The 22,271-nt window shown below is 72.1% G+C and carries 16 protein-coding genes; 9 read left to right on the forward strand and 7 right to left on the reverse strand.

What is annotated here, in order from left to right; all coding sequences use genetic code 11:
• The first annotated feature begins 13 nt into the window (after positions 1–13).
• Entirely contained in the window at positions 14–1,318 is a 1,305-nt protein-coding gene (locus ABZ404_RS29285) for an FAD-dependent oxidoreductase (protein WP_358831950.1), read from the forward strand.
• Between the two features lie 6 nt (positions 1,319–1,324).
• On the opposite strand, the gene ABZ404_RS29290 is transcribed toward ABZ404_RS29285, so the two are convergent.
• The 4 genes from ABZ404_RS29290 to ABZ404_RS29305 all read right to left on the reverse strand — a co-directional run bounded on the left by ABZ404_RS29290 (position 1,325) and on the right by ABZ404_RS29305 (position 8,027).
• Positions 1,325–1,573 carry a hypothetical protein gene (locus ABZ404_RS29290; RefSeq protein ID WP_358831949.1) on the reverse strand — a complete coding sequence of 83 codons (249 nt, stop codon included), beginning with the start codon at positions 1,571–1,573 and terminating at the stop codon, positions 1,325–1,327.
• 61 nt (positions 1,574–1,634) lie between these two features.
• A complete protein-coding gene (locus tag ABZ404_RS29295; protein WP_358831948.1) occupies positions 1,635–5,951 on the reverse strand; it encodes a polymorphic toxin type 17 domain-containing protein in 4,317 nt (1,438 codons plus the stop codon).
• Entirely contained in the window at positions 5,948–6,310 is a 363-nt protein-coding gene (locus ABZ404_RS29300; protein ID WP_358831947.1) for a hypothetical protein, read from the reverse strand. The genes ABZ404_RS29295 and ABZ404_RS29300 overlap by 4 nt, the downstream gene beginning before the upstream one ends.
• Positions 6,311–6,515: 205 nt before the next feature.
• Positions 6,516–8,027 carry an FAD-binding protein gene (locus tag ABZ404_RS29305; RefSeq protein WP_358831946.1) on the reverse strand — a complete coding sequence of 504 codons (1,512 nt, stop codon included), beginning with the start codon at positions 8,025–8,027 and terminating at the stop codon, positions 6,516–6,518.
• 329 nt (positions 8,028–8,356) lie between these two features.
• Here ABZ404_RS29305 and ABZ404_RS29310 point away from each other — a divergent pair, with 329 nt between their 5' ends.
• The 4 genes from ABZ404_RS29310 (at position 8,357) to ABZ404_RS29325 (ending at position 13,938) form a co-directional block, all read left to right on the forward strand.
• Positions 8,357–9,787: a PLP-dependent aminotransferase family protein gene (locus ABZ404_RS29310; RefSeq protein WP_358831945.1), complete on the forward strand. Its 1,431-nt coding sequence runs from the start codon at positions 8,357–8,359 to the stop codon at positions 9,785–9,787.
• A 73-nt stretch (positions 9,788–9,860) separates the two neighbouring features.
• Complete coding sequence (locus tag ABZ404_RS29315) at positions 9,861–11,804, forward strand: alpha/beta fold hydrolase (protein WP_358831944.1); 1,944 nt, start codon at positions 9,861–9,863, stop codon at positions 11,802–11,804.
• A gap of 143 nt (positions 11,805–11,947) precedes the next feature.
• The gene (locus ABZ404_RS29320) at positions 11,948–12,502 is read left to right on the forward strand and encodes a SigE family RNA polymerase sigma factor (RefSeq protein ID WP_358831943.1); all 555 of its coding nucleotides are present in this window, start codon (positions 11,948–11,950) and stop codon (positions 12,500–12,502) included.
• Positions 12,503–12,684: 182 nt separating this feature from the next.
• Positions 12,685–13,938 carry a hypothetical protein gene (locus ABZ404_RS29325; RefSeq protein WP_358831942.1) on the forward strand — a complete coding sequence of 418 codons (1,254 nt, stop codon included), beginning with the start codon at positions 12,685–12,687 and terminating at the stop codon, positions 13,936–13,938.
• A 153-nt stretch (positions 13,939–14,091) separates the two neighbouring features.
• Here ABZ404_RS29325 and ABZ404_RS29330 read toward each other — a convergent pair whose 3' ends face one another.
• Positions 14,092–15,789, reverse strand: a complete 1,698-nt coding sequence (locus tag ABZ404_RS29330; RefSeq protein WP_358831941.1) for a bifunctional 3'-5' exonuclease/DNA polymerase — start codon at positions 15,787–15,789, stop codon at positions 14,092–14,094.
• Between the two features lie 134 nt (positions 15,790–15,923).
• Here ABZ404_RS29330 and ABZ404_RS29335 point away from each other — a divergent pair, with 134 nt between their 5' ends.
• Together ABZ404_RS29335 and ABZ404_RS29340 are read left to right on the forward strand one after the other, a co-directional pair.
• Positions 15,924–17,078, forward strand: a complete 1,155-nt coding sequence (locus tag ABZ404_RS29335; RefSeq protein WP_358831940.1) for a DUF2786 domain-containing protein — start codon at positions 15,924–15,926, stop codon at positions 17,076–17,078.
• A 202-nt stretch (positions 17,079–17,280) separates the two neighbouring features.
• Positions 17,281–19,389, forward strand: coding sequence for an FUSC family protein (locus tag ABZ404_RS29340; RefSeq protein WP_358831939.1), 2,109 nt, complete (start codon positions 17,281–17,283; stop codon positions 19,387–19,389).
• Between the two features lie 29 nt (positions 19,390–19,418).
• Here the strand turns inward: ABZ404_RS29340 and ABZ404_RS29345 are convergent, their stop codons facing one another.
• Positions 19,419–19,919: a hypothetical protein gene (locus tag ABZ404_RS29345; RefSeq protein ID WP_358831938.1), complete on the reverse strand. Its 501-nt coding sequence runs from the start codon at positions 19,917–19,919 to the stop codon at positions 19,419–19,421.
• Positions 19,920–20,162: 243 nt separating this feature from the next.
• Here ABZ404_RS29345 and ABZ404_RS29350 point away from each other — a divergent pair, with 243 nt between their 5' ends.
• Positions 20,163–20,402: a DUF397 domain-containing protein gene (locus ABZ404_RS29350; RefSeq protein ID WP_180357232.1), complete on the forward strand. Its 240-nt coding sequence runs from the start codon at positions 20,163–20,165 to the stop codon at positions 20,400–20,402.
• Positions 20,403–20,501: 99 nt separating this feature from the next.
• Here ABZ404_RS29350 and ABZ404_RS29355 read toward each other — a convergent pair whose 3' ends face one another.
• Positions 20,502–21,005, reverse strand: coding sequence for an ATP-binding protein (locus tag ABZ404_RS29355; RefSeq protein ID WP_358831937.1), 504 nt, complete (start codon positions 21,003–21,005; stop codon positions 20,502–20,504).
• Between the two features lie 311 nt (positions 21,006–21,316).
• Between ABZ404_RS29355 and ABZ404_RS29360 the strand changes: the two genes are divergently transcribed.
• Entirely contained in the window at positions 21,317–22,180 is an 864-nt protein-coding gene (locus ABZ404_RS29360) for a helix-turn-helix transcriptional regulator (protein ID WP_358831936.1), read from the forward strand.
• Positions 22,181–22,271: the final 91 nt, after the last annotated feature.

Here is a 22,271-nt window from a genome sequence, read left to right on the forward strand (position 1 = left end):
ACAGGAGCCAGTCATGAAGCACCGCATTGTCGTCCTCGGGGCCGGGTACGCCGGAGTCGTCACCGCCGGTCGTCTCGCCAAGCGACTCCACCGTGACGACGTCGAGATCACCCTGGTCAACGGTGACCCGGACTTCGTCGAGCGGGTGCGGATGCACCAGCTGGCGAGCGGACAGGACCTGCCGAGCCGCCCGCTGCGAGAGCTCTTCGCGGGCACGGGGGTACGGGTCCGCACGGCGTTCGTCACCTCCGTCGACGCCGACCGCAAGACCGTCCACCTCGAAGGGGAGGGCGGCGGGGCGACCCTCGCCCCCCACAGCACGCTGACCCACGGCACCCTCACCCACGAGGCGCGCCGCCATGACACCCTCGCCTACGACACCCTCGTCTACGCCCTCGGCAGCACCGTCGCCGACCACGGCGTCCCCGGTGTCACCGAGTACGCCCACCACCTCGCCGGGAAGCAGGCCGCGCTGCGGCTGCGCGCGCGGCTGGGCGAGTTGGCGCCCGGCGCGAACGTACTGGTCGTCGGCGGTGGCCTGACCGGCATCGAAGCGGCCACCGAGATCGCCGAGGCGCACCCGGAGCTCAAGGTGTCCCTCGCCGCGCGCGGTGGCGTCGGCGACTGGCTCAGCGACAAGGCCCAACGCCATCTGCGCACCGCGCTGGACCGGTTCGGCATCACGGTCCACGAGCGGACCGACATCACCCGCGTCGAGGCGGACCGCGCGGTCACTGGCGCGGGCGGCGAGATCGCGGCGCAGGTGACGGTGTGGACCGCCGGTTTCACCGTCCACCCGATAGCGGCGGCCAGCACCCTGGAGGTGTCGGAGACCGGGCGTATCGTCGTCGACTCCACCCTGCGCTCGGTCTCGCACCCCGATGTGTACGCCGTCGGTGACGCCGCTCACGCGATCGGCGCGGGCGGCCAGCCGCTGCGGATGGCCTGCGCCACGGCGAACCCGATGGCGTGGCTGGCCGCCGACGCCCTCGCCGCCCGGCTGACGGGACGCAAGGTGCCCGACGCTCCGGTCGGCTATGTCGCCCAGTGCATCAGCCTCGGCCGCCGCGACGCGATCTTCCAGCGTGTGACCCACGAGGACCGGATGACGTCCTCTGTCGTCACCGGCCGGGCCGGCGCCCTCATCAAGGAGTTCATCGTCGCGGGCACGGTCTGGGGCCTCTCGCACCCGACCAACATGTTCCCGGGCCTCCGCCACCGCGTGGTGGCGAGCCCCGAGCCCGCGAACGCCCAGCCCGCGAGCCCCGAGCCCGCGGGCACCGGCGCGGCCGAGGTTCCCTTGGCCGCGACTCGGTGATCCGGGTCAGTAGTAGTCCTCGTGCTTGCGGTCCCGTCCCGTCGGGGTCAGTTCATGGCGTTCGAACTGCACCGTGTAGTCGTAGTCGTCCACCATGACCGCGTAGGCGGGCGGGACCTCGGGGTCCTTCGGCTCGGTGATGCCGAGGATCGCGCCGAGGCGGCCCGCCAGTTCCGGGCGGCGCGGGGAGTCGGTGATGCGCACTTCGGCGTAGAAGTGGAACGCGTCTTCTGCGGTCTGCTCCATGGCGGTCATTCCGTTTCCTGCTGTCTGGGCGCCCGTTCCTGCTGTCCGGGCGCCTGCGCCGTCCACTGTCTCATTTGTGTGTGATCTCCCCGTCGAGGGATACGTTCAGATGGCTGCCGTCCCGGCTCAGCCAGCCGAGCTGGGCCTTGCCCTTCTTGCTCAGCTGCACGTCCCACTCGAACGGCTGGCCCGCCGTGCGCGACGGTCCCTTGATCCATTCATTACCGAAGCGGTCGATGTAGCCCTTCCGCGTTCCCCGCGGCAGGCCCGAGTTCACGTTGACGTCCTGCGACGGTACGAACCGGATGCGCCCGGAGGTCGGCAGCTGGGCTTCCTTGATGAGCCCCTTCACTCCGGTCCGCGGCTTCTGCGTCGGCACCGGCTCGTCACACGTCTTCAGCCCCAGCGGGTCGATCATCGACAGCGGCGTGTCGACGTACCCGTGGTGGTTGGGCGCCGGGTCGAGGCCGAGGGGGTCCGCCGACAGATAGCGGGCGGTCTCCGGGTCGTAGTAGCGGAAGTAGTTGTAGTGCAGGCCGGTTTCGGGGTCGGCGTACTGGCCGGGGAAGCGCAGGGGGCAGTCGGCCGAACCCCCGGCCGGCGTCGTGGCACGGCGGGCACCCCACAACACGTGGTGGTGCTGCCACGCCAGCTCGCCGTCGACACCGACCAGTTCCGTCGGAGTGCCCGCCGTGTCGGTGATGACCGCGTGGAAGCGGACCGTGCGGTCGGCGGTGGTGTCCTCGGCCAGCGACGACAGGAGGGAGACGCCGCCGGTACGGACGAGGGGGCGGTGGCCGGTCTGGGTCAGCGGGGTGTGCGTGCCCGGGGCGTAGTCCCAGGCGGTGACCCGGCCGTCGGGGGCGGTCTGCTCGGCGAGGCGGGTGTCGTCCCAGGTGAAGCCGGTGCGCTCGGCCTCGGTGCCGTCGTCGAGCAGCCGGTATTTGGCTATTCGGCGGCCCATCGGGTCGTACGCGTACTGCCAGCGCTCGCCCTCGGGGGTCACCGCTTCGGTGAGGCGGTCCTCGGCGCTCCAGCTGTAGGTCCAGCTCTGGCGCTTGCCGTTGAGGAGCTTGCGTGTGCGCCGGACCAGCCGCCCCTGGGCGTCGTGCTGGTACCTGGTGTTCCCCGACCGGCGGATCAGGGTCCCCTCGAACTCGCGCGCGTCGGCCGTCCCGTCGGGCTCGGTGGTGCTCGTCGCTCCGGTGGCGGGCGCGGCGGCCCGGGTCAGATTGCCGGAGCTGTCATACGCGTACGTCTCGGTCCAGCCGTGCGCCCGGACCTCCATGACGCGGCCGACCGGGTTGGTGAGGAACTTCCTGGTCCCCGAGGACAGATCGCGGATCTCGGTCAGGAAGCCGTCCGCACGGTAGGCGTAGGTGCGGTGCTGGAGGAGGCGGTCCGCCTGGTCGGAGCGGCCGGTGGAGGACAGGGAGGTGAGGGACTGGGAGGCCAATCGGCCCCCGGCGTCCCAGTCCTGGTGCAGGGTGACCCCGTCGCCGAAGCGGCGCGAGGTCTCGCGGCCCGCCGCGTCGTACGCGAAGGTCAGCGTGTCCGCGTCCGAGGACAGTTCGACCGGGCGGCCGGTCGGGCTGTACGACCAGCGCGAGACCAGGCCGGACGGGGTGGTCCGGCCGACGAGCCGCTCGCACGCGTCGTACTCGTACGTCGTGGTGCGCCCGTTCACCGTCTCGGCCGTCACCCGGCCGAGAGCGTCGCGCGCGAGGACGAGCTCCGCGTCGGCGTTGACCGCGCGGACCAGATGGCCTGCCGCGTCATAGGTGTACGTCGACACAGCGTCCGCGCCGGAGCGCTGTTCGGTGATGCGGCCGAGCGGGTCCCGGGTGAAGTGCAGGGCCTCGCCCGCACCGTTGGTGCGCGAGACCAGCTCGCCCGCCGCGTTGTAGCTGTAGGTGAGGGTGCGGCCGTTGAAGTCGGTCTCGGCGGTCGGGCGGCCGGTCTCGTCGTAGGTGTAGCTCCAGGTCAGGCCCTGGGCGTTGGTGACGCCTGTGAGCCTGCGCTCGGTGTCGTGGGTGAAGGTGTAGGTGGTGCCGTCTGGAGTGGTGCGGGTGGCGGGGACGTCGAAGTGACCTGCCGTGTGGTGGGTGGTGTGGCCGGCCTGGTCGGTGTGGGTGAGCGGGTTGCCCTCGGAGTCCCAGGTCCAGGACTCCGTGGTGCCGTCGGGGTGCTCGCGGCGGGCCGGTTTGCCCTCGGTGGTCCAGGTGGTGCGCGTGGTGTGGCCCAGGGGGTCGGTGACCTCGACCGGGCGGCCGAAGGCGTCGCGGCGGATGGTCGTGGTGTGGCCGAGTTCATCGGTGACCGCGACGGGGATGCCCGCCGCGTTCGGGGTGACCCTGCGCACGCCGCCGAGGGGGTCGGTGACCGAGGTCAGGTGACCCAGCTCGTTGTACACATGGCTGGTCCGCGCGCCGAGCGGGTCGGTGGTGGTGAGGAGGTTGCCGTGGTCGTCGTAGGTGTGGTGCCAGGTGGCTCCGCCCGGTTCGACGACCTCGACGGCCTGGCCCAGCCGGTTGTAGGCGGCGCGGGCCACCGAGCCGTCGGGCAGGGTGAGTTCGGTGAGGTTGCCGTGGTCGTCGTAGCTGTACCGGGTGGTGCGGCCGAGGGGGTCGGTGCTGGTGAGGGGGTTGTCGCCGCGCTCGTCCCACTGGGTGCGGGTGGTGTGGCCGAGGGCGTTCGTCTCCTCGACGACCAGGCCCTCGGTGTTGTAGCGGTGGCTGGAGGTGTGTCCGAGGGAGTCGGTGTAGGTGGTGGTGCGGGCGGTGTCGTCGTAGGTGAGGGTGCCGGAGAGGATGCCGTCGACGCCTTCGGTGCGCACGACCCGGCCCCGCTCGTCGTACACGTAGGAGAACCACGTGCCGTTGCGGTCGGTCCAGCGGGTCATCCGGCCCTGGTCGTCGTAGGCGAACGTCAACGGCTCGCCGCTGGAGTTGATGACCTCGCTGAGGTTGCCCGCGTCGTCGTAGGCGTAGCGCATCACCACGGTGCCCGCGTCCGGCGCGAGCCGGCCGCTGTAGCGGTCGGGGGCCTGCTCCAGCAGGCGCAGGGCGGTGATGCGGGGGCCGTGGGAGTCGACGGCGAGGTAGTAGCCGCCGGAGTGGCGGATGCCCTCGGGGACGCCGCCGGCATTGCGCTCGATGTCGATCCGGGCGCCGCCGCGGTCCTGCCAGGCGTCGATGGGCAGGTGGAAGATGCCGGGGGTCGCGGAGTTCAGCGGGGTGCTGAAGGAGCGGACGACTCCGGTGGCCGGGTCGGTGACCGTCATGACGCCGTCCGGTTTGCCGTCCCACTCCAGTGGCCAGCGCGGGCCCTTGACCGGCAGCACCGGCTCGCCCGGCGTCGGCACCGGGTAGACCAGGCGCATGCCGTCCGCGCCCGCGAAGACGACGCCCTCACTGTCGATCTGGACGCATTCGTCGAGGGTGGAGATCCAGGTGGGACCGAAGCACACCCCGCCCCGGTAGGAGGACAGATGGGTGCGCTCGAAGACGAACGGGAAGGAGGCGGGCAGGCTCAGGTCGGTCTGCGACATCAGCATCGCGCCGGTCGCCACGTCGATCGGCTCGCCCACGCACCGGGTGCGCTCGCAGTTGCGGGCCGCGGGACCCAGCTCCACCAGGTCGGGGCGGAGCGAGGGCGGGCGCAGCATGAACGGGGTGGGGTTGGTGAACGCACCCTCCACGCCCGCCTTCAGCACCCCGCTGCCGGCGCCCAGCGCCCCGCCGAAGATCATGCCGTCCTTGGCGGCCTGGTTGATCTCGTCCAGGCTGAAGCCGCTCTGCAGACCGGTGGCGATCTTCAGCGGCTGGGCCACGGCCAGGTCCACGGTGACCGACTCGACGCCGCCGAACGCCGCCGCCACCAGCGTCCCCGCCGCGATCTCCGCGACCGTGGTGGACACCGCGACACCCAGCGTGGCGCCCATCTCGATGATCACGTCGGCCGCCGCGACCGCCGCCCCGGACGCCAGACCCGCGGTGACGAACGCCAGCGCGATACCGCCCGCGATCACCGCCGCGTCGATACCGATCTGCGTCCACAGCTTGGTGATCGCGTCGTCCACCGCGTCCGCGAACTTCTCCAGCCCCTCCGCCATCTTCCGCGAGGACTTCGACAGATCGCTGAGCCAGCCCGCGTCCTTGCCCTTGGCGTACCGCTCCCAGAACGTGGTGAAGGTCTCGATCGCCTCACCCTTGTTGTTGTGGATGAGCGAGTTCGCGGTGTTGTTGACGGGCGTGCGCACGTCGTCCACCGCGTCCGCGAAGGTCCGCCACGCCTGCGCCGCGTGCCGCAGCGTGCCCGAGTTCGCGTCCGGCCACCACATCCCCAGCTTGAGCAGGACCTTCTTCGCCTCGTCCTCGATGCTCACTTCGCACCGTCCTGATGCGGCCCCTGCTGCTCCTGCGGCTTCACCTTGGCGAACATCCCGGCGATCAGCTCGTCGTTGTCCACATGCCCGTCCGACATGTCGATCATCGCCTCGTGGATGCTCGTCAGTCCGAGCACCAAGATCCCGGCCCCGCGCTCGATCGCCTTCTGCTGCGGCTCGTAGGCGTCCCCGAACGCCTTGCCCTGCTCGTCATCGCCCCAGGGCTTGCCGAAACCGTCCAGCGCCTTCACCAGATTCGTCAGCGCCGTACTCAGATTCTTCGCCTGCTCGTGGAACACCGGCGCCGACAGCTTCAGATCAGCCGTCTTGATGTCCAGAACCTTGCCGTCGTCGCCCACCCGGCACCTTCCCCCGTCGATCCGCACCCGCCCCACGCCATCCGCGCGTGCAACCCCTCGACCGTAAGAGCCTCAGGTCAAGGCATCGCAAAGCGCGTGTCGTGGATGGGTAACGAAAGGCCAGGCCGGAACCGTTCCGACCTGGCCTCACTCGTTCGGGTGACGTTTTGGTGCAGGTACTTGATGATCAGTCAGGCGTCGGCCGTCAGTCGATGCCCTGCGCGAACGAGAACACCCCGTACGGGTCGTACTTGGACTTGATGTACGACAGCCGGTCGTAGTTCGCGCCGTAGTACGCGTTGCGCCAGTCCGTCAGCGCCGGGTCGATGAAGTTCTGGTAGGACTCGCCCCGGGAGATTGGATCGACCGCGGTGAAGCCGTTGTCGACGAAGCGCTGGCCGGAGGCGAGCTGGTCGCCCGAGAGGATGCCGAAGGCGAACGTGTAGTACGACATCAGCAGGGTGCTGTCGCGGTGCACGTACGCCGTCGAGCTGCGCGAGACCTTGTTGGCGGCGCCGCCCAGCGCCATGATCTCGAACTTGTGGAAGTGGCCCGCCGTGCGCTCGGTGTCGAAGACACCGACCAGCCGCGCCCACTCGGTCTCCGAGGGGGATCTGCTCAGCAACCGGCCGCGGCCCAGGACGTGGCCGAACGGGGCGAGCTTGCCGTTCGCCGGGTCCCAGGTGTTGTTGTGGCACTGCTGCTGCGAGTACGAGCCGCAGCCGAAGATCTTCATCATCGCGGACTTGTAGGTGTCCGTGTAGACATTCTGCTGGATCGGGGCCGCGCCGGTCAGCGCGATCAGCCGGGCGATCTCGGTGTCGAACTCCGCGCGCGTGCCGATCGACGTGACCAGGAGCGTCACCAGAGGGGCGTTGCCCGCCGCCGAGTCGAACAGGTCGATGTTGGAGCGGCTGCCGAACGTCGTGGGCGCGGTCTCCAGCCACTGTGTGAGGCCGTGCATCGCGCCGACCGCGTGGTCGTAGCTGAACAGCAGCTCGGCCACGTTTAGGTTCGGGACGGCGGTCGGAGTGACCGTGTACTGGGTCACGATGCCGAAGTTGCCGCCACCGCCACCGCGGATCGCCCAGTACAGGTCCGGGTTGGAGCTCGGGGACGCGGTGACCTGGCGGCCGTTGGCGAGGACGACCTTGGCCGCGGTCACCTTGTCGGCGCCGAGGCCGGAGTTGCGGGTGAGCAGGCCGACGCCACCGCCCTGGAGGAAGCCGCCGACCGACACGGTCGGGAACATGCCCCCGGGTATGGCCAGGCCGCTCGCGCCGAGCCCGTTGACGACGTCGACCAGCTGCGTACCGCCGCCGATGGTCGCCGTGCCGGAGCCGGCGTTCACCGCGTTCAGCCGGGAGACGTCGATGACCAGGCCGGTGGTGGTGGAGTAGCCGCCGCCGCTGTGGCCGCCGCTTCGGGCCGTCACCGGGATGTCGTGGTACTGGGCGAAGATCAGGCTGGTCGTCACGTCGTCGGCGTTCGCCGCGTACACGATGGCCTGCGGATTGGTGAGGCTGTACTGGCCGTACTCGACGGTCTTGGCCGCCGTGTACGAGGCGTCGGACGGCAGCACCAGCGTGCCCGTCAGATGCGTGCGCAGCCGGTCCCACTGGCCGGCGGTCGTGGCGGTGGCGGTGGTGAAGCCCGACAGCGACAGGGCCGCTGCCCCGGCGCCCGCCATCCCGATGAACGACCTGCGTGTGATCATGCCTTGCTCTCCCCTGTGATCCTCATCGATCTCCTGAGCCTGCGGTCGCTCCGGGATCATCCGGGGTCCTTCGATCCCCCGCGGACCTCTCCCCCCGTGATCCCCCGCGTCCGAGGGATCGGCATCCTGCCACGGATCCCGCGCCACGGGTGGGGCAGTTGGCCAGTACGGAGCGACCTCGACCCGCGCTCAAGTCCCGCTGGAGCAGGGCATGTTCATGCTCGGCGTTTTGCGTCGTGCCGTTCAAGTGTGGAGCCGGACGTGGACTACGGAGACCGTCGCTCCGCCTAGGCTGAGCCATCGGCGACCACGTACGGAACGGGTGTTTCATGGCGGGCTCATGGGTCAATTCCGCGGAGCGGATCGGCGCCGACCTCCATGTGGAACTGGCCGGATCCGGCAGCCGGCGGGCGGCCCTCACGCGCGCGTTGCGCTCGGCCGTCCAGGAGGGACGTCTCACGCCGGGGACGCGGCTGCCGCCGTACCGCTCGCTCGCCGCGGATCTCGGGCTCGCGCGCAACACCGTCGCCCAGGCGTACGCCGAACTCGTCGCCGAGGGCTGGCTGACCGCGCGCCAGGGCTCGGGGACCCGCGTCGCGCCCCGCGCCGAGCCCGTACGGTCCGATCCCGCGGCCGTGAAGACGCCGCCCCGGGCCGCCGCCCCGGCCCACAACCTGATGCAGGGACAGCCGGACGCCAGATCGTTTCCGCGCGGCGCGTGGCTGTCCTCCGCCCGCCGCGCGCTCAACGCGGCCCCCCACGACGCCTTCGGGCCGGGCGATCCGCAGGGCCGTATCGAGCTGCGCCGGGCGCTCGCCGCCTACCTCGCGCGCGTACGGGGAGTGCGCACCACGGCCGACCGCATCGTGGTCTGCTCGGGCTTCTCCCACGCCCTGCGGCTCCTCTTCGGCGGTCGCGTGCTGCGCGGCCCGCTCGCCGTGGAGTCGTACGGGCTCGCCTTCCACCGTTCCCTGCTGGCGGGGGCGGACGTGCGGACCGTGCCGATCGGGCTCGACGAGCAGGGCGCGCGCGTGGCGGAGCTGACCGGGCACCCGGAGCTCAAGGGCGTACGGGCCGCACTGCTCACCCCCGCCCACCAGTTCCCGACCGGCGGACCGCTGCACCCCGAGCGCCGGGCCGCCGCAGTGGACTGGGCACGCGCGCGGGGGAGGGTGCTCCTGGAGGACGACTACGACGGCGAGTTCCGCTACGACCGCGAGCCCGTCGGGGCGGTGCAGGGACTCGATCCCGAGCGGGTCGTCTACCTCGGCTCGGTCAGCAAGAGCCTGTCCCCGGCGGTGCGGCTGGGCTGGATGGTGCTGCCCGAGCCGCTCGTCGCGCCGGTGCTGGCGGCGAAGGGCCTGCGGGAGGCGTGGGCGAGCGTCCCGGACCAGCTGACCCTCGCGGACCTGATCGACAGCGGTGCGTACGACCGGCATGTGCGGCGGATGCGGCAGCGCTACCGGGCCCGCCGCGACCAGCTCCTCGCCGCCCTCGACGAGCACGCCCCGCACATCACGGCCGCCGGGATCGCGGCCGGGCTCCACGCCGTCCTGCGACTCCCGCCGGGCACCGAAGGCGCTGCCTTGAGCGCCGCCGCCCGGCAGGGGATCGCCCTCGACGGGCTCGCCGGCTACCGCCACCCGGACGCCACGATGCCCGCCCTGGACGGCCTGGTGGTCGGCTACGCGACCCCGCCAGACCACGGCTATCAGGCGGCGCTGGACGCGCTGTGCCGGGTACTGCCCCCCGCAACGTGATCTTGGAGCCCGGGCATTGTCGGACCCGGACTTTAGGCTGGGGGTCACGGAGATCGGCGGGGGAGCGACGCGCATGACGGACCTGACGGGATCGACGGACCGGACCGAGTCGGCGGATGGGGCGGCCCTGACCGGCCTGACGGCCCTGACCGCCCTGACGGACGTGACTGGTCTGACGGACGTGATGGGCCGGACGGAAGTGACCGATCTGGTTGGGGAGTTCGACGGCGAGCGGATCAGCTGCGCTGTGGCGGAGCCGGACGGAGTGATCCCTTCCGTCACGGTCGTCCTGCTGCACGGTGCCGGCACCGGCGACAAGGCGCGGCTAGCGGAGCTGGGTGAGGACTTCCGCGTCCGTGGCCACCGCGTCCTCGCCCTCGACTTCTCCGGCCACGGCGCCTCCAGCGGTGAACTCGCCGAACTGAGCCTGGAACGCCGCTTCCGTCAGGCACGGGCGGCGATCGACGCGTTCGTCCCGCCCGGCCAGAGCCTCGTTCTGACCGGCTTCAGCATGAGCGGCCAGACCGTCGCCGACCTGGCCGCGCACTACGGCTCCCGGGTCGCGGGAATCGGCCTGTGCGCGCCCGCCGTGTACGCGGACGCGGCCTGGTCCGAACCGTTCGGGGCCGAGCCGGGAGCGCCGGGTACACCGCCGGACGCGCCCGTCTCGCGCTTCACGGAGATCCTCCGTACGCCCGACAGCTGGCGCGGCTCACGCGCCCTGGACGTCCTCCGGGCGCTGCGCACCCGGGTGGTCCTGGCCGTGCCCGAAGTGGACGAGATCATTCCGTATGCCGTCACCGAGGCCGTGACCGAGGCGCTGTCCGCCGGAAACGAGTCCCGCTTCACCCGCCTCGTGTTCGAGGGCGCGCACCATCGCCTCGGGTTCTGGTTCCGGGAGCACCCGGCCGAACGTGGACGCTTCGTGGACGCGGTCCTGGACGACCTGGGCGCGGACGGCTGGGAGCTGACCCGCCGCTGGGTGGACAAGTCCCTCCCCGAGGGCGAACGCGTACGGGAAGCGGAGGCGCTGCGGGGCGGCTGGACGTCGCAGATGCGAGTGGTGCGTATGGAGGGGACTTGGACGGGGACGGGCGCGGGTGCGGGAGCGGAGGCCGACGGCCATATACGTGCGGAGGTTGCAGCCGGCGTCCGTGCGGAGGGTGGCGCCGACGTACGGAGGGAGCTGGTCCTGCGGTCCTTCGCCAAGCCCTTCTACCGGCGGCACGCGGCCGGCCTCCTCGGGCGCGAGGCCACGGTGCTCGGGCTGCTGGCGGGGACGGACGTGCCCGCGCCCGTACTCGTGGCGGCCGACCCACAGGGGGAGCACTGCGACCACCCCTCGCTGCTGATGACCCGCTTGGAGGGCACTGTCCGGCTCGACGGCGAGGATCTGGAGGCGCGGATCGCGTTGCTCGCGCGGCAGTTGCTGCGTATTCACCGCATCCGGGTGCCGGAGGGATTGCGGCCCAGGGAGTACGAGCCGTGGACCTCCGCCGACCGGGTGCGCGTCCCCGAGAACACTGCGCGGCCCGACCTCTGGCGCCGGGCGACCGACGTCATCCGGCAGCCGCCGCCCCCGTACGAGGGCTGCTTCCTGCACCGGGACTTCCATCCGGGGAACGTGTTGTTCAGCGGCGCGGGCGACGCGTTGCGGGTCAGCGGGGTCGTGGACTGGGTGGAGACGTCGTGGGGCCCGGCCGCGCTCGATGTGGCGCACTGCTCCACGGCGTTGGCGCTGCTGCACGGGGTCGGGGCCGCGCGGAAGTTCGTGGCCAGGTACACCGCCGAGGGCGGACGGCTGGGTGACGGTTTGCTGTACTGGCAGCTCCTGGACGCGCTCGCCTACGCGCCGGACGCCGAGAAGGTCGCGGGCCCGTGGCGGGAACTGGGGCGTACGGACCTGACGCCCGAGCTGCTGGCCGGACGACTGGAGGAGTACGTCTCGGCGCTGCTCGACGCGGAGACGGAAGAAGTGGAAGAGAAGGAAGGAATGGGAGAGGTCGGGGAGGTCTGAGAAGGCGGACCGAGAAGGCGGACCGAGAATTCGGAACGCCTGCGATCGCCTCGGCTCCCACCGGCACGGAAGCCGGGTGAAACATTCCCGGGCCCCTGGCGCGTCAATGAGGTGTAGGGGAGGGCAAAGGGTCGGGGGAGAGCATGAGAAGGCCGGGGCTGCAGAAGCAGCCGAGACAAGGGCGCCAGGCGCGCCAAGCACGCACGGACGAGTTCCTTGAGTTCGCGTCCGGCCGCACGAGCCACCTTTTTCGTGCCGCGTGCCTGCTGACCAGCGGAGATACCCATCTCGCCGAGGATCTGGTGCAGGAGACGCTCGGGCGGATATATGCGCTGTGGGGCCGGATGTCCCGGATCGACAACCCCGCGGGGTACGCGCAGACGATCCTCGTGCGCACCTTCCTCACCCACCGGCGAAGGCGGTCGGCCGACGAACGGCCCCTCGGGGAACTGCCGGACCGGGCCGTGACCACGGATGGCGATCCGGCTCTGCGCCTCGCCCTGCTCGACGCGCTCGCCCGGCTGGGCCCCAAGGACCGCGCGGTGGTGGTCCTGAGGTACTGGGAGGACCGCAGCGTGGAGGAGACGGCGGAGGCGATGCGGGTCAGCTCGGCTGCGGTCCGCACCCGCTCGGTGCGCGCGCTGGCCAAGCTGCGTGAACACCTGGGCAGCAGCCTGGCGGAACTCGCCGCGCTCTGACAGCACGCACCCACAACGACGCAGGCACCAAGACACCAAGGGGCCCAGGCGCCAAGAGATACGCACGCATCCAGATGCGCGAATCGGGCGAACCGCCAACCGCGAATCGCCAATCGCCCATCGTGAAGCACGAACCACAAGCCACGAGCTACTGACCACGAAGCGAGGAGTGGGGTTCCACCATGCCTTTTGAAGACCAGCTCGGTGAGGCGATGCGCAGCACCGGCGACGGCTTCGTCCCGCAGGACAGCCGTGCGCTGCTCGACGGTGCCCTGATCAGCGGTCGCCGCAGGGTGGCCCGGCGCCGGGTCGCCACGGTGACCGGCAGTGTGGTGGCCCTGGCCGCGGTGGGCCTCGGCGGCGCCTGGGCAACCGGACTGGTCGGCGGCTCCTCCGGTGACAGCGGCGGTTCCGGCGGCTCCGGTCGTGGCGCGGCGGCGTCGGTTGCGGCGCCGCCCAAGTCGACGCTCCCGGATGGGGTCTCTGTCAGCGCGGAGCAGATGGTCAAGAACCTCATCGGCCTGCTCCCGCACGGGGAGACGAGTGACGAGCAGGGCCGGGGCTCGGGTGGCGCGGCCGGCAAGGCCTCGATGCCGAGCGCCTCAGTCGTCTTCGACGACGGCAGGGGCAAGGGGTCGATCAGCATCGCGCTGAGCACTGTTGATCCGGCGAGCCAGAGCGCCGCCCAGTACGTGACCTGCCGGTCGAAGGCGATCACGGACTACGACCACTGCACGGCCGAAGTGCTTCCCGACGGTTCACGGTTCATGTTCTTCCAGGGGTACGAGTACCCGGACCACCGGGAGGAGACGAAGAATTGGCGGGCCACCCTGGTCACCCCGAAGGGCGTGCTGATAGACGCGAGCGAGTACAACGCGCCCGCTGAGAAGGGTGCGGCGACCAGCCGAGTCGACCCGCCGCTGACCGGGGGCCAGATGAAGGCGGTCGTCACAGCCGAGGTGTGGAAGACGACCATGGCGGGAGCGAAGGTGCCCCGGCGGGAACCGGTGCCGCCGGGCGAGCCGAGTGGGGCCTCGATGCAGCGCGAACTGGTCGCGTCCCTGCCGAAGACCCTCAAGGTCGTCGACCAGGGCAACCAGGGCGGGTACGCGTTCGCGGTCGTGGACGACGGTAAGGGCAGGAGCCTGGTCGGCATCAACGTCCAGCCCGGCATGGGGGACGTGCCGCTTCAGGGATCGGTGTCGACGCTCCCCAACGGCACTCGCGTCGGCGAGGAGCAGCGCCCGGGGGAGAAGGGGGGCGCGGGCGTGGTGTGGTGGACGGTCGACACGATCCGCAAGAACGACCTGCGCGTGGTGATCAGTGCGTTCAACACGGGCAACCAGCACGACATGGCGACGCGCGCCACGCCCGCGCTGACGATGTCCCAACTGAAGGCGATAGCCCTGGACCCGAAGTGGGACACGCTGCGCTGACACGGGCTGCGCCAGGCCTCGGGCATCGGGCACCAAGTCCCAGGCGCCGGGCATCAGGCACCGGGCGTCGGACACCGGGCACCAGGCCCCGGGCATAGGGCTCCAGGCATCGGGCCCCAGGCCCCGGGCCCCAGGCCCCAAGCATCAGGTGTCTCACTTCGCCTCCGAGTACCGCTCCACCACCGCCGTCGTGAAGGGGAACCTCACCGGGGTCTCCCCGAAGGCGATCCGGCCGGCCAGCGCGCCGGCCGTGCGGATCGCCTCGACCACCTGGGGGGCCTCGGCCTCCGGGCAGTGCACGATGACCTCGTCGTGCTGGAAGAAGACCAGCTCGGCCCGCATCCCGGCGGTGGTGAGCTGCTGGCGCAGTGAGGCGAGGAGCAGCAGGGCCCAGTCGGCGGCGCTGCCCTGGACGACGAAGTTGCGGGTGAAGCGGCCCCGGGCGCGGGCGTTGGTGGACGCGTAGCCGGGGGTGAGCTCCCCGTCGGGGGAGGGGAGGTCGTCGCCGCCTTCCTGGGGCAGTCCTGCCTCGCCGTCGTCGCCGGCTCCTGCGGCGGGCGGGCTGGTGCGGCCGAGCCAGGTCCGTACGAGACGCCCCTCCTCGCCCGCCTTCGCCGCGTCGTCCACGTACGCCACGGCCCGGGGGAAGCGGCGGCGCAGGGCGGCGAGGTTCTTGAGGCCGTCGCCGGACGTCTGACCGTAGATCGCGCCGAGCAGCGCCAGCTTGGCGTGGTTGCGGTCGCCGGAGAAGGCGCGGTCGGACAGGGCGGTATAGAGGTCGCCGTCGTGCCCGGCCACCTCCATCAGCCCGGGGTCGCGGGAGATCGCGGCGAGCACGCGGGGTTCCATCTGGTCGGCGTCGGCGACGACCAGGCGCCACCCCTCGTCGGCCACGACCGCCTGACGGATGACCTTCGGGATCTGGAGGGCGCCCCCGCCGTTCGTGGTCCAGCGGCCACTGACGGTGCCGCCCGGGGTGTACTCGGGGCGGAAGCGGCCGTCGCGCACCCAGTCGTGCAGCCAGCTCCAGCCGTGGGCGGTCCAGATCCGGTACAGCTTCTTGTACGCGACCAGGGGGGCCACGGCCGGATGGTCGATCTCCTCCAGGGCCCAGCGGCGCGTGGAGGTGAGCCGGATGCCCGCCTCGGCGAACGCCTTGATGACGTCGGCGGGCAGGTCGGGCCGGACCCGGCGGCCGAAGGCGGCCGACACCTGGTCCGCGAGCTCGGCGAGGCGGCGGGGTTCGCCGCCCCCCGCGTACCGCTCGCCGAGCAGGTCGTGGAGCAGGGCGCGGTGGACGTCGGCGCGCCAGGGCACGCCCGCCCGGTGCATCTCGGCGGCCACCAGCGTCCCGGCCGACTCGGAGGCGGTGAGCAGCCGCATCCGGCCGGGGTGCTCGGCCTTCTCGTGCCGCCGCTGCTGGTCCGCGTACACCTCGACCAGGGCTTCGAGGGGCAGGGAGGTGCCGCTCGGGGGCTCGAAGAGGGAGGACTGGCGGCTCGGCTCGGCGGCGCGGGCGGGTGGGTCCGCGGGGACGGGCAGGTGGTGCAGCCGTGCCCAGGCGGCGGCCGCGGAGCGGGGTTCGCCGAGGCGGCCCTCGTGGCCGAGGAGGAGCAGTTCGGCGGCCTCGATGTCGTAGCACCGGTCCACGCGGACGTCGGCGGCGAGCAGGCGCGGGTAGATGTCGGCGGTCGAGCGCCAGATCCAGCGGCCCACGCCCGGGCGGGACCGGACGGCCTCGGCCAGGTCGGGCTCGTGCGCCACGGGGCCCTCGGGCAGACCGTCGTGTCCGAGGGCGACGAGCCGTGCGCCGCCGTCCTCGGTGGGATCCAGCGCCCACTTGTCGTTCACGAGTGCGAGTGTGGCACCGGCCACTGACATCGGCGTTCGGCGGCACGGCGGCGGGCGGGGGACCGGTTCGTGGATGTGTTCGGCAGCTGCGACGATCTGTGCGGTCGGGCACGCGCGCGTAAGGAGGCACTTCGATGGCGGTGGGGCACACGGTGGAGCGGGCGCTGGCCGCCGCGTTGTACGCGGAGGGTGACGCGGATCTGGACACGGGCGCGTCCCTGCTCGCCGCCGACCCGGCCGCCGACGCCGAGCTCGCGCTGCGCGGGCGGGAGCTGGTCGGGCGGGCGTGGGAGCGGGGGTGGCAGCCCGCGGATGTCGTACGGATGGTCCGGCGCGAGCTGGCGGAGCCGCACGTACGGGTGGTGGTGGAGCTGATCTCCGTACAGCTGAAGCGGTACGAGCGGCTGCCGGCGCGGTGGGGCGCGCAGATGGAGGCCGTGGGGGCGCTGGCGGAGGACGTCCGTGGCGGCGGCGAACGGCAGCCGGACCGCTTCACGCGCGCGACGACGGTGCTTGAGCTGTACCGGCTGCTGCTGCGGCTGCCCGCGATCGAGCCGGTGGGGCCGGTGCCGGGGGCGTCCGTGTACGTGCCGCCGGCGCACGGGGAGCCGAAGACGCTGACGCGGATCCGGGGGCTGCTGGCCAAGGCGGAGGCGACGGAGTTCCCGGAGGAGGCGGAGGCGCTGAGCGCCAAGGCGCAGGAGCTGATGGCGCTGCACAGCATCGACGAGGCGGTCCTGTCGGAGGGCCGCCAGGGGGACGCGCCGGGGGCGTGCCGGATCGGGGTCGACGCGCCGTACGAGACGGCCAAGGCGATCCTGCTCGACGCGGTGGCCTCGGCCAACCACTGCCAGGCGGTGTGGAACGGGGAGTTCGGCTTCTCCACGGTCGTGGGGTTCGAGGCCGATCTGGAGGCGGTGGAGCTGCTCTACACCTCGCTGCTGGTGCAGGGGACGGTGGCGATGACGCGGGCGGAGGCGGCGCAGCGGGCGGGTGGACGCAAGCGGATGAAGACATTCCGCCAGTCGTTCCTGCTGGCGTACGCGAACCGCCTGGGTGACCTGCTGTCGGCGACGGCCCGCCAGGTGGAGTCCACGGCCGCCGCCGACCTGCTGCCGGTGCTGGCGACGCGGGCGGTGGCGGTCGCGGGGCGGGCGGAGGAGATGTTCCCCCGGACGGTACGGACGCGGGTGCGGGGGGTCACGGACGAGGCGGGGTGGCGGGACGGCAGGGCGGCGGCGGACCGGGCCCGGCGAGGAGCGGACCGCCCGGGGCTGCCCCGGCCCTGAGCGCCCTTTCGAGACGGCCGGCCCCCCGACCGGACGCCCCCGGCCCCCCGACCGGACGCGCCCGGCCCCCCGACCGGGCGCCTCCGGGCGAGCCGAGCCCACCCCGAGGCGGCTCCCCATCGGGGCCGGCCCCCGGCGGCTCCCCAGAACGCCCACCACCAGCCAACCCCGCCCCCACCCCACCCCCCGATACGCTCGGGGTATGGGCTGGGTCGCCGCGTTGAAGGAGGCCGGGCGGTCGGGGCTGAGCGTCGAGCGGCGGCGGCTCGAACCCGCCGTGGCGCTGCGCGGCGCGGCCGGTGTCGCCCTCGTCGTCGGGGTCAGCCTGGTCGCGCTGGGCCCCACGGCCGCCGTGAGTTCGGCGTTCGGCGCGTTCCAGGCCGCCATCGCCACCTTCCAGCGCAGCTGGCGTCCCCGTCCGGTGCTGGCGCTCGCCTCCGGCGCGAGCCTCGCCGTCTCCACCTTCCTGGGCTACCTCGTCGGCGCCCACTCCCCGTTCTTCCTGGCCCTGCTCGCCCTGTGGACGTTCACGGCCGGTCTCGCCTGGGCGGTCGGCCCCACCGCCGGGATCATCGCCTCGTCGAACGTGGCGATCATGCTGGTCACCGTCACCCTGCCCACGTCGATCGCGGCCGCGGCCGGGCACGCGGCGATGATCGCGGCGGGCGGGGTCGTCCAGGCGGCCCTGGTCGTGCTCGTCCCGATCCGCCGCTGGGGCGCCCAGCGCGACGCGCTCGCCGACGCCCTCGCCGCCGTGGCCGACTACGCGCGGCGGCTGCGGCACGACCCGCGCGCCCCGTTCGATCCGCAGCCCCTGATGACGGCCCGGCTCGCCGCGGCCGTCACCCCCCGCGAGGCCCGCCGCCGCCCGGCGGAGCTGCGCGGGTCCCGGGGCGTGGCCGAGCGCATCCGCCCGGTCCTCGCCTCCCTCGCCGACCCCGCGCTCGGCGTCCCGCAGGAGGGCCCCGAGCGCGACCGGGTGCGGGAACTGCTCGGCGCCGCCGCCTCCGTGCTCGACGCGGCCGCCCGGGCCATCCGGCACGGCGAGGCCGTGCGCATCCCCCCGCCCGCCGAGGCCGCGCTGCGCACGCCCGACACCGGCGCCATCCTCACCGGCCCCGCCCGGCGCGCCGCCACCCGGCTGACCGCGCTCCTCGGCGACGTCATGGAGACGGCCGAGGGCACCGGCGGCGAGGGGGCCGAACCGCTGCTGCGGCCCACCCTGCCCCGGCTCGTCCCGCTCGCCCTCGCCGCCATGCGCAAGGAACTGGGCCGCCGCGACTCCCCGGTCTTCCGGCACGCGGCCCGCGTCTGCGCGGTCGCCGCCGCCGGCTACCTCCTCGGCAAGGTGCTGCCGCTGGGCCACGGCTACTGGGCGCCCATGGCCGCCGTGATGGTGATGCGCCCGGACTTCTCCCAGACGTACTCCCGCGCGGTCGCCCGTTTCGGCGGGACCCTCGTCGGCGTCGCCCTCGCCACCGGCCTCGTCCAGCTCACCCATCCGGGCCCGGGCCTGTCCGTCACGCTGGCGGTGGTCTGCGCGTTCCTGATGTACCTGCTGATGCGCACGGGATACGCGGCGGCCAGCGCGTGCGTCTCCGCGTATGTGGTCTTCCTGCTCGGCACCGGGGGTTCGCAGTGGACCCAGACCGTCCCCGACCGGGTGCTGCTCACGCTGCTCGGCGGGGTCCTCGCGATGGCCGCGTACGCGCTCTACCCGGCCTGGGAGACGCCCCGGCTGCGTACCCGGCTCGCCGACTGGCTGGCGGCCTGCGGGCGGTACGCGGCGGCCGTCACCGACCGGTACGCCGACCCCGCGGCTCCCGCCGACCCGGTGCGCCGGACGCTGCTCGACACCCGGGCGGCCCGGCTCGCCTGGCAGGAGGCGCTGGAGCGGGCCACCCACGAGCCGGTGCGCCACCGGGGACTGTCCAGGTCGGCGGCCGAGGAGGCCGGGCGGGCGGTCGAGCAGCTCGGCCGGATCGCCATGCTGATGGAGGCGCACGTACCCGAGCGCGGCGCGCGCCCGGTCCCGGCCGCCGGGGCATTCGCCGGGGCGCTGCGCCGCGCCACCGAGCGGGGCGCGCGGGCGGTGCGGGAGCGGCGGGTGCCGCGGTGGGAGGAGGTGGAGAAGGCGCTGGCCGCGTGGGACGGGCAGGCGGGGCCCGACCGGTCCGACCGGGTGGTGCGCAAGGGCGCCGGACTGCTGCTCGACCGCCTGGCGGAGCTGTCGGACGCGCTGGCCCCGCCCGCCCCGCCGATGGCCCTCAAGGACACCGGGCAGCCGTCGTCCCGCCGGGGGAGTCCGTGAAAGGGGCGTCCGGGTCAGGGGCGTCCGGGTCAGGGGGTCGGCAGGCCCGCCGAAGGGATGCCCGTGGGGAGCTTCCCGTCCAGCTCCGACTTGGTGAAGGTGTCGGTCGCGCCGCCCTCCCACTTCACCGTGAGGGTCTTGCCGTCCTTGCTCAGCGAGGGCATGCCGGCGGCGCGGTCGGTGTTGCCGTCGGCGCACTTGAGCTCGATCATCGCCATGCCGTTGTCGCTGACCGTGCCGCTGCACGTGTGTTCGCCGCCCAGCGCCACGTTCGTGCCACTGATCACCAGAGCGGTCGGCTTGCCCTGGAGGACGGCCGCCCAGGCTCCGGCGATGTCCTTGGCGGCCACCGTGCCGCCACCGTTGCTGCCGTTTCCGGCGCCGCCGGTCGCGGTGGGGCTCGCGCTCTTCCCGCCCCCGTCCGGGCTCTTGCCGGCCTTGTCGCCGCCGTCCGAACCGGAGCACCCGGCCAGGGCGAGACAGGCGGCGAGGGCCACGGCGCCCGCCCCGTCACGTACATGCCTGCGCACTGTTGTCTTCCCCTTGCCTCGACGATTTCCGGACGCGACAAGCTACCAGCGCGTGAACCTTGCGGGCGTGGGACGCGTCTATACCCAGTGGACGAGTAGTCCAACCCGGTGGAATTGCCTGTAACGACCCGAGTACCGCGCGTGCACGTGCATATGCTCATGCAGGCGCACATGAACACGGCTATGATCCGGGGCAGTTGACCTTTCACAGATGTACGTCTGCACATCCCCCCGGGAGCGACCTTGCACCACGCGTACAACGGCATGGCGGCAACGGAGCTTCAGGGTGTCGTCTGGCAGAAGAGCCGCCACAGCAACTCCCAGGGAACGTGTGTGGAGTTCGCGCGGCTGCCCGGCGGAAGGGTCGCCGTCCGCAACTCGACGTTCCCGGACGGCCCCGCGCTGGTCTACACGCGCGCGGAGATCGAGGCGATGCTCCTGGGCGTCAAGGACGGCGAGTTCGACCACCTGATCACGGACTGATCGGCGACTCCGGAAACGCGAAGACTCCGCACACGCGAACGGGCCCCCATGCGGGGGCCCTCATGCCGTGCGGGTACGGAAAGACGCGCCGGTCCGGGCTCAGTCGGCCGGCTGGAGGCGGAACAGCGCCCAGACCACCTTGCCGCTCAGCGTGCCCGTGAGCGGGTGCCAGCCCCAGGAGTCGCTGAAGGAGTCCACCAGGAACAGGCCGCGCCCCGACTCGGCGTCGCAGTCGTCGGCGCCGGGCGAGGACGGACAGTCCATGCTGGGGTCGCGCACCGCGCACACCAGCCGGCTGGTCCAGCGCATCAGGTGCAGCCGCACCGGCGGAGCGTCCGGCTCGCGGGCGGTGTCGGCGGGCAGCGCGTGCCGCAGGGCGTTGGTGACGAGCTCGGAGACGACCAGGGCCACCTCGTCGAAGCGCTCCGCCAGGTCCCACTGGCCGAGCGTCTTCTTGGTGAACTGGCGTGCCCCGCGGACGGCCTCGAAGCGGGCCGGCAGCGCGCAGGAGGCGGAACTGGCCACCGCGGAGGGGTCGATGGGCGGGAGGGCCTGCCTTAAAGGCTCCAACGGCTCCAGCATGGTCGATCCATTCGTCCCCATGCGAGGCACTCCCGGGATTCGCGGCCGTGGCGGTACAGGCGAACGTGGCGTACAGCAGAACAGAACGCTAGGCACAGCAGGACACAAGACGAGCACGCAGGTGCGCGGGGACCATGGTTCCGAATGCCTGCTCCTGATGCAAGGGCAGATGCACGTGCACGTGCCAGGCCTGTCCGAACCCGTGGTGATTGTTGCTCATTTCTTCCCGCGGCCGATTTCGGAGCTTGACCATTTCCGTAATCGAATGAGTACGGGGTGAAGCGTTTTGGTGGCAGACTGCCGTGCACCGTCGGTTGGGGAGGGACAGCGAAGTGACCGCAGGAGAGTCGAGCGGGTCGGTGGTCCGGCGCATTCTGCTGGGATCACAGCTCAGGCGCCTGCGCGAGTCCCGGGGCATCACCCGTGAGGCCGCCGGGTATTCGATCAGGGCGTCCGAGTCGAAGATCAGTCGTATGGAGTTGGGGCGGGTGAGCTTCAAGGCCAGGGATGTCGAAGACCTGCTGACGCTCTACGGGGTCACCGACGACGCCGAGCGCGCGTCGCTCCTGGGGCTCGCGAAAGAGGCCAACATCGCGGGCTGGTGGCACAGTTACGGCGACGTGCTGCCCGGCTGGTTCCAGACGTACATCGGCCTGGAGGGCGCGGCCTCGCTCATCCGGATCTACGAAGTGCAGTTCGTCCACGGCCTGTTGCAGACCGAGGCGTACGCCAACGCCGTCGTCCGGCGCGGGATGCCCAACGGCTCCAGCGCGGAGATCGACCGCCGGGTGGCGCTGCGCCTGGAGCGCCAGAAGGCGCTCGTCTCCGAGCGCGCCCCCAAGTTCCACGCCGTCCTCGACGAGGCGGCGCTGCGCCGCCCGTACGGCGAACGGGACGTGATGCGCGGCCAGTTGAAGCACCTCATCGAGGTGTCCGAGCAGCCGAACGTGACGCTCCAGGTGATGCCGTTCAGCTTCGGCGGCCACGCGGGCGAGAGTGGGGCGTTCACCCTGCTGCGCTTCCCCGAGTCCGACCTCTCCGACATCGTCTATCTGGAGCAGCTCACCAGCTCGCTCTACCTGGACAAGCCGGAGGAGGTCGCCCAGTACGAGCGGGCGATGGAACGGCTCCAGAAGGACAGTCCGGGACCGGAGGAGAGCCGCGATCTTCTCCGTGGACTGCTCCAACTCATCTGATACGTCAGTACGATGACGTCACATCAGGGTTGTGTAGCGGAAGCGGGGGACACAGTGGACGCGACGACGGACACGGTGGCGGCGCAGTGGC

It is taken from the genome of Streptomyces sp. NPDC005878, assembly GCF_040629815.1.
Lineage (GTDB): Bacteria > Actinomycetota > Actinomycetes > Streptomycetales > Streptomycetaceae > Streptomyces.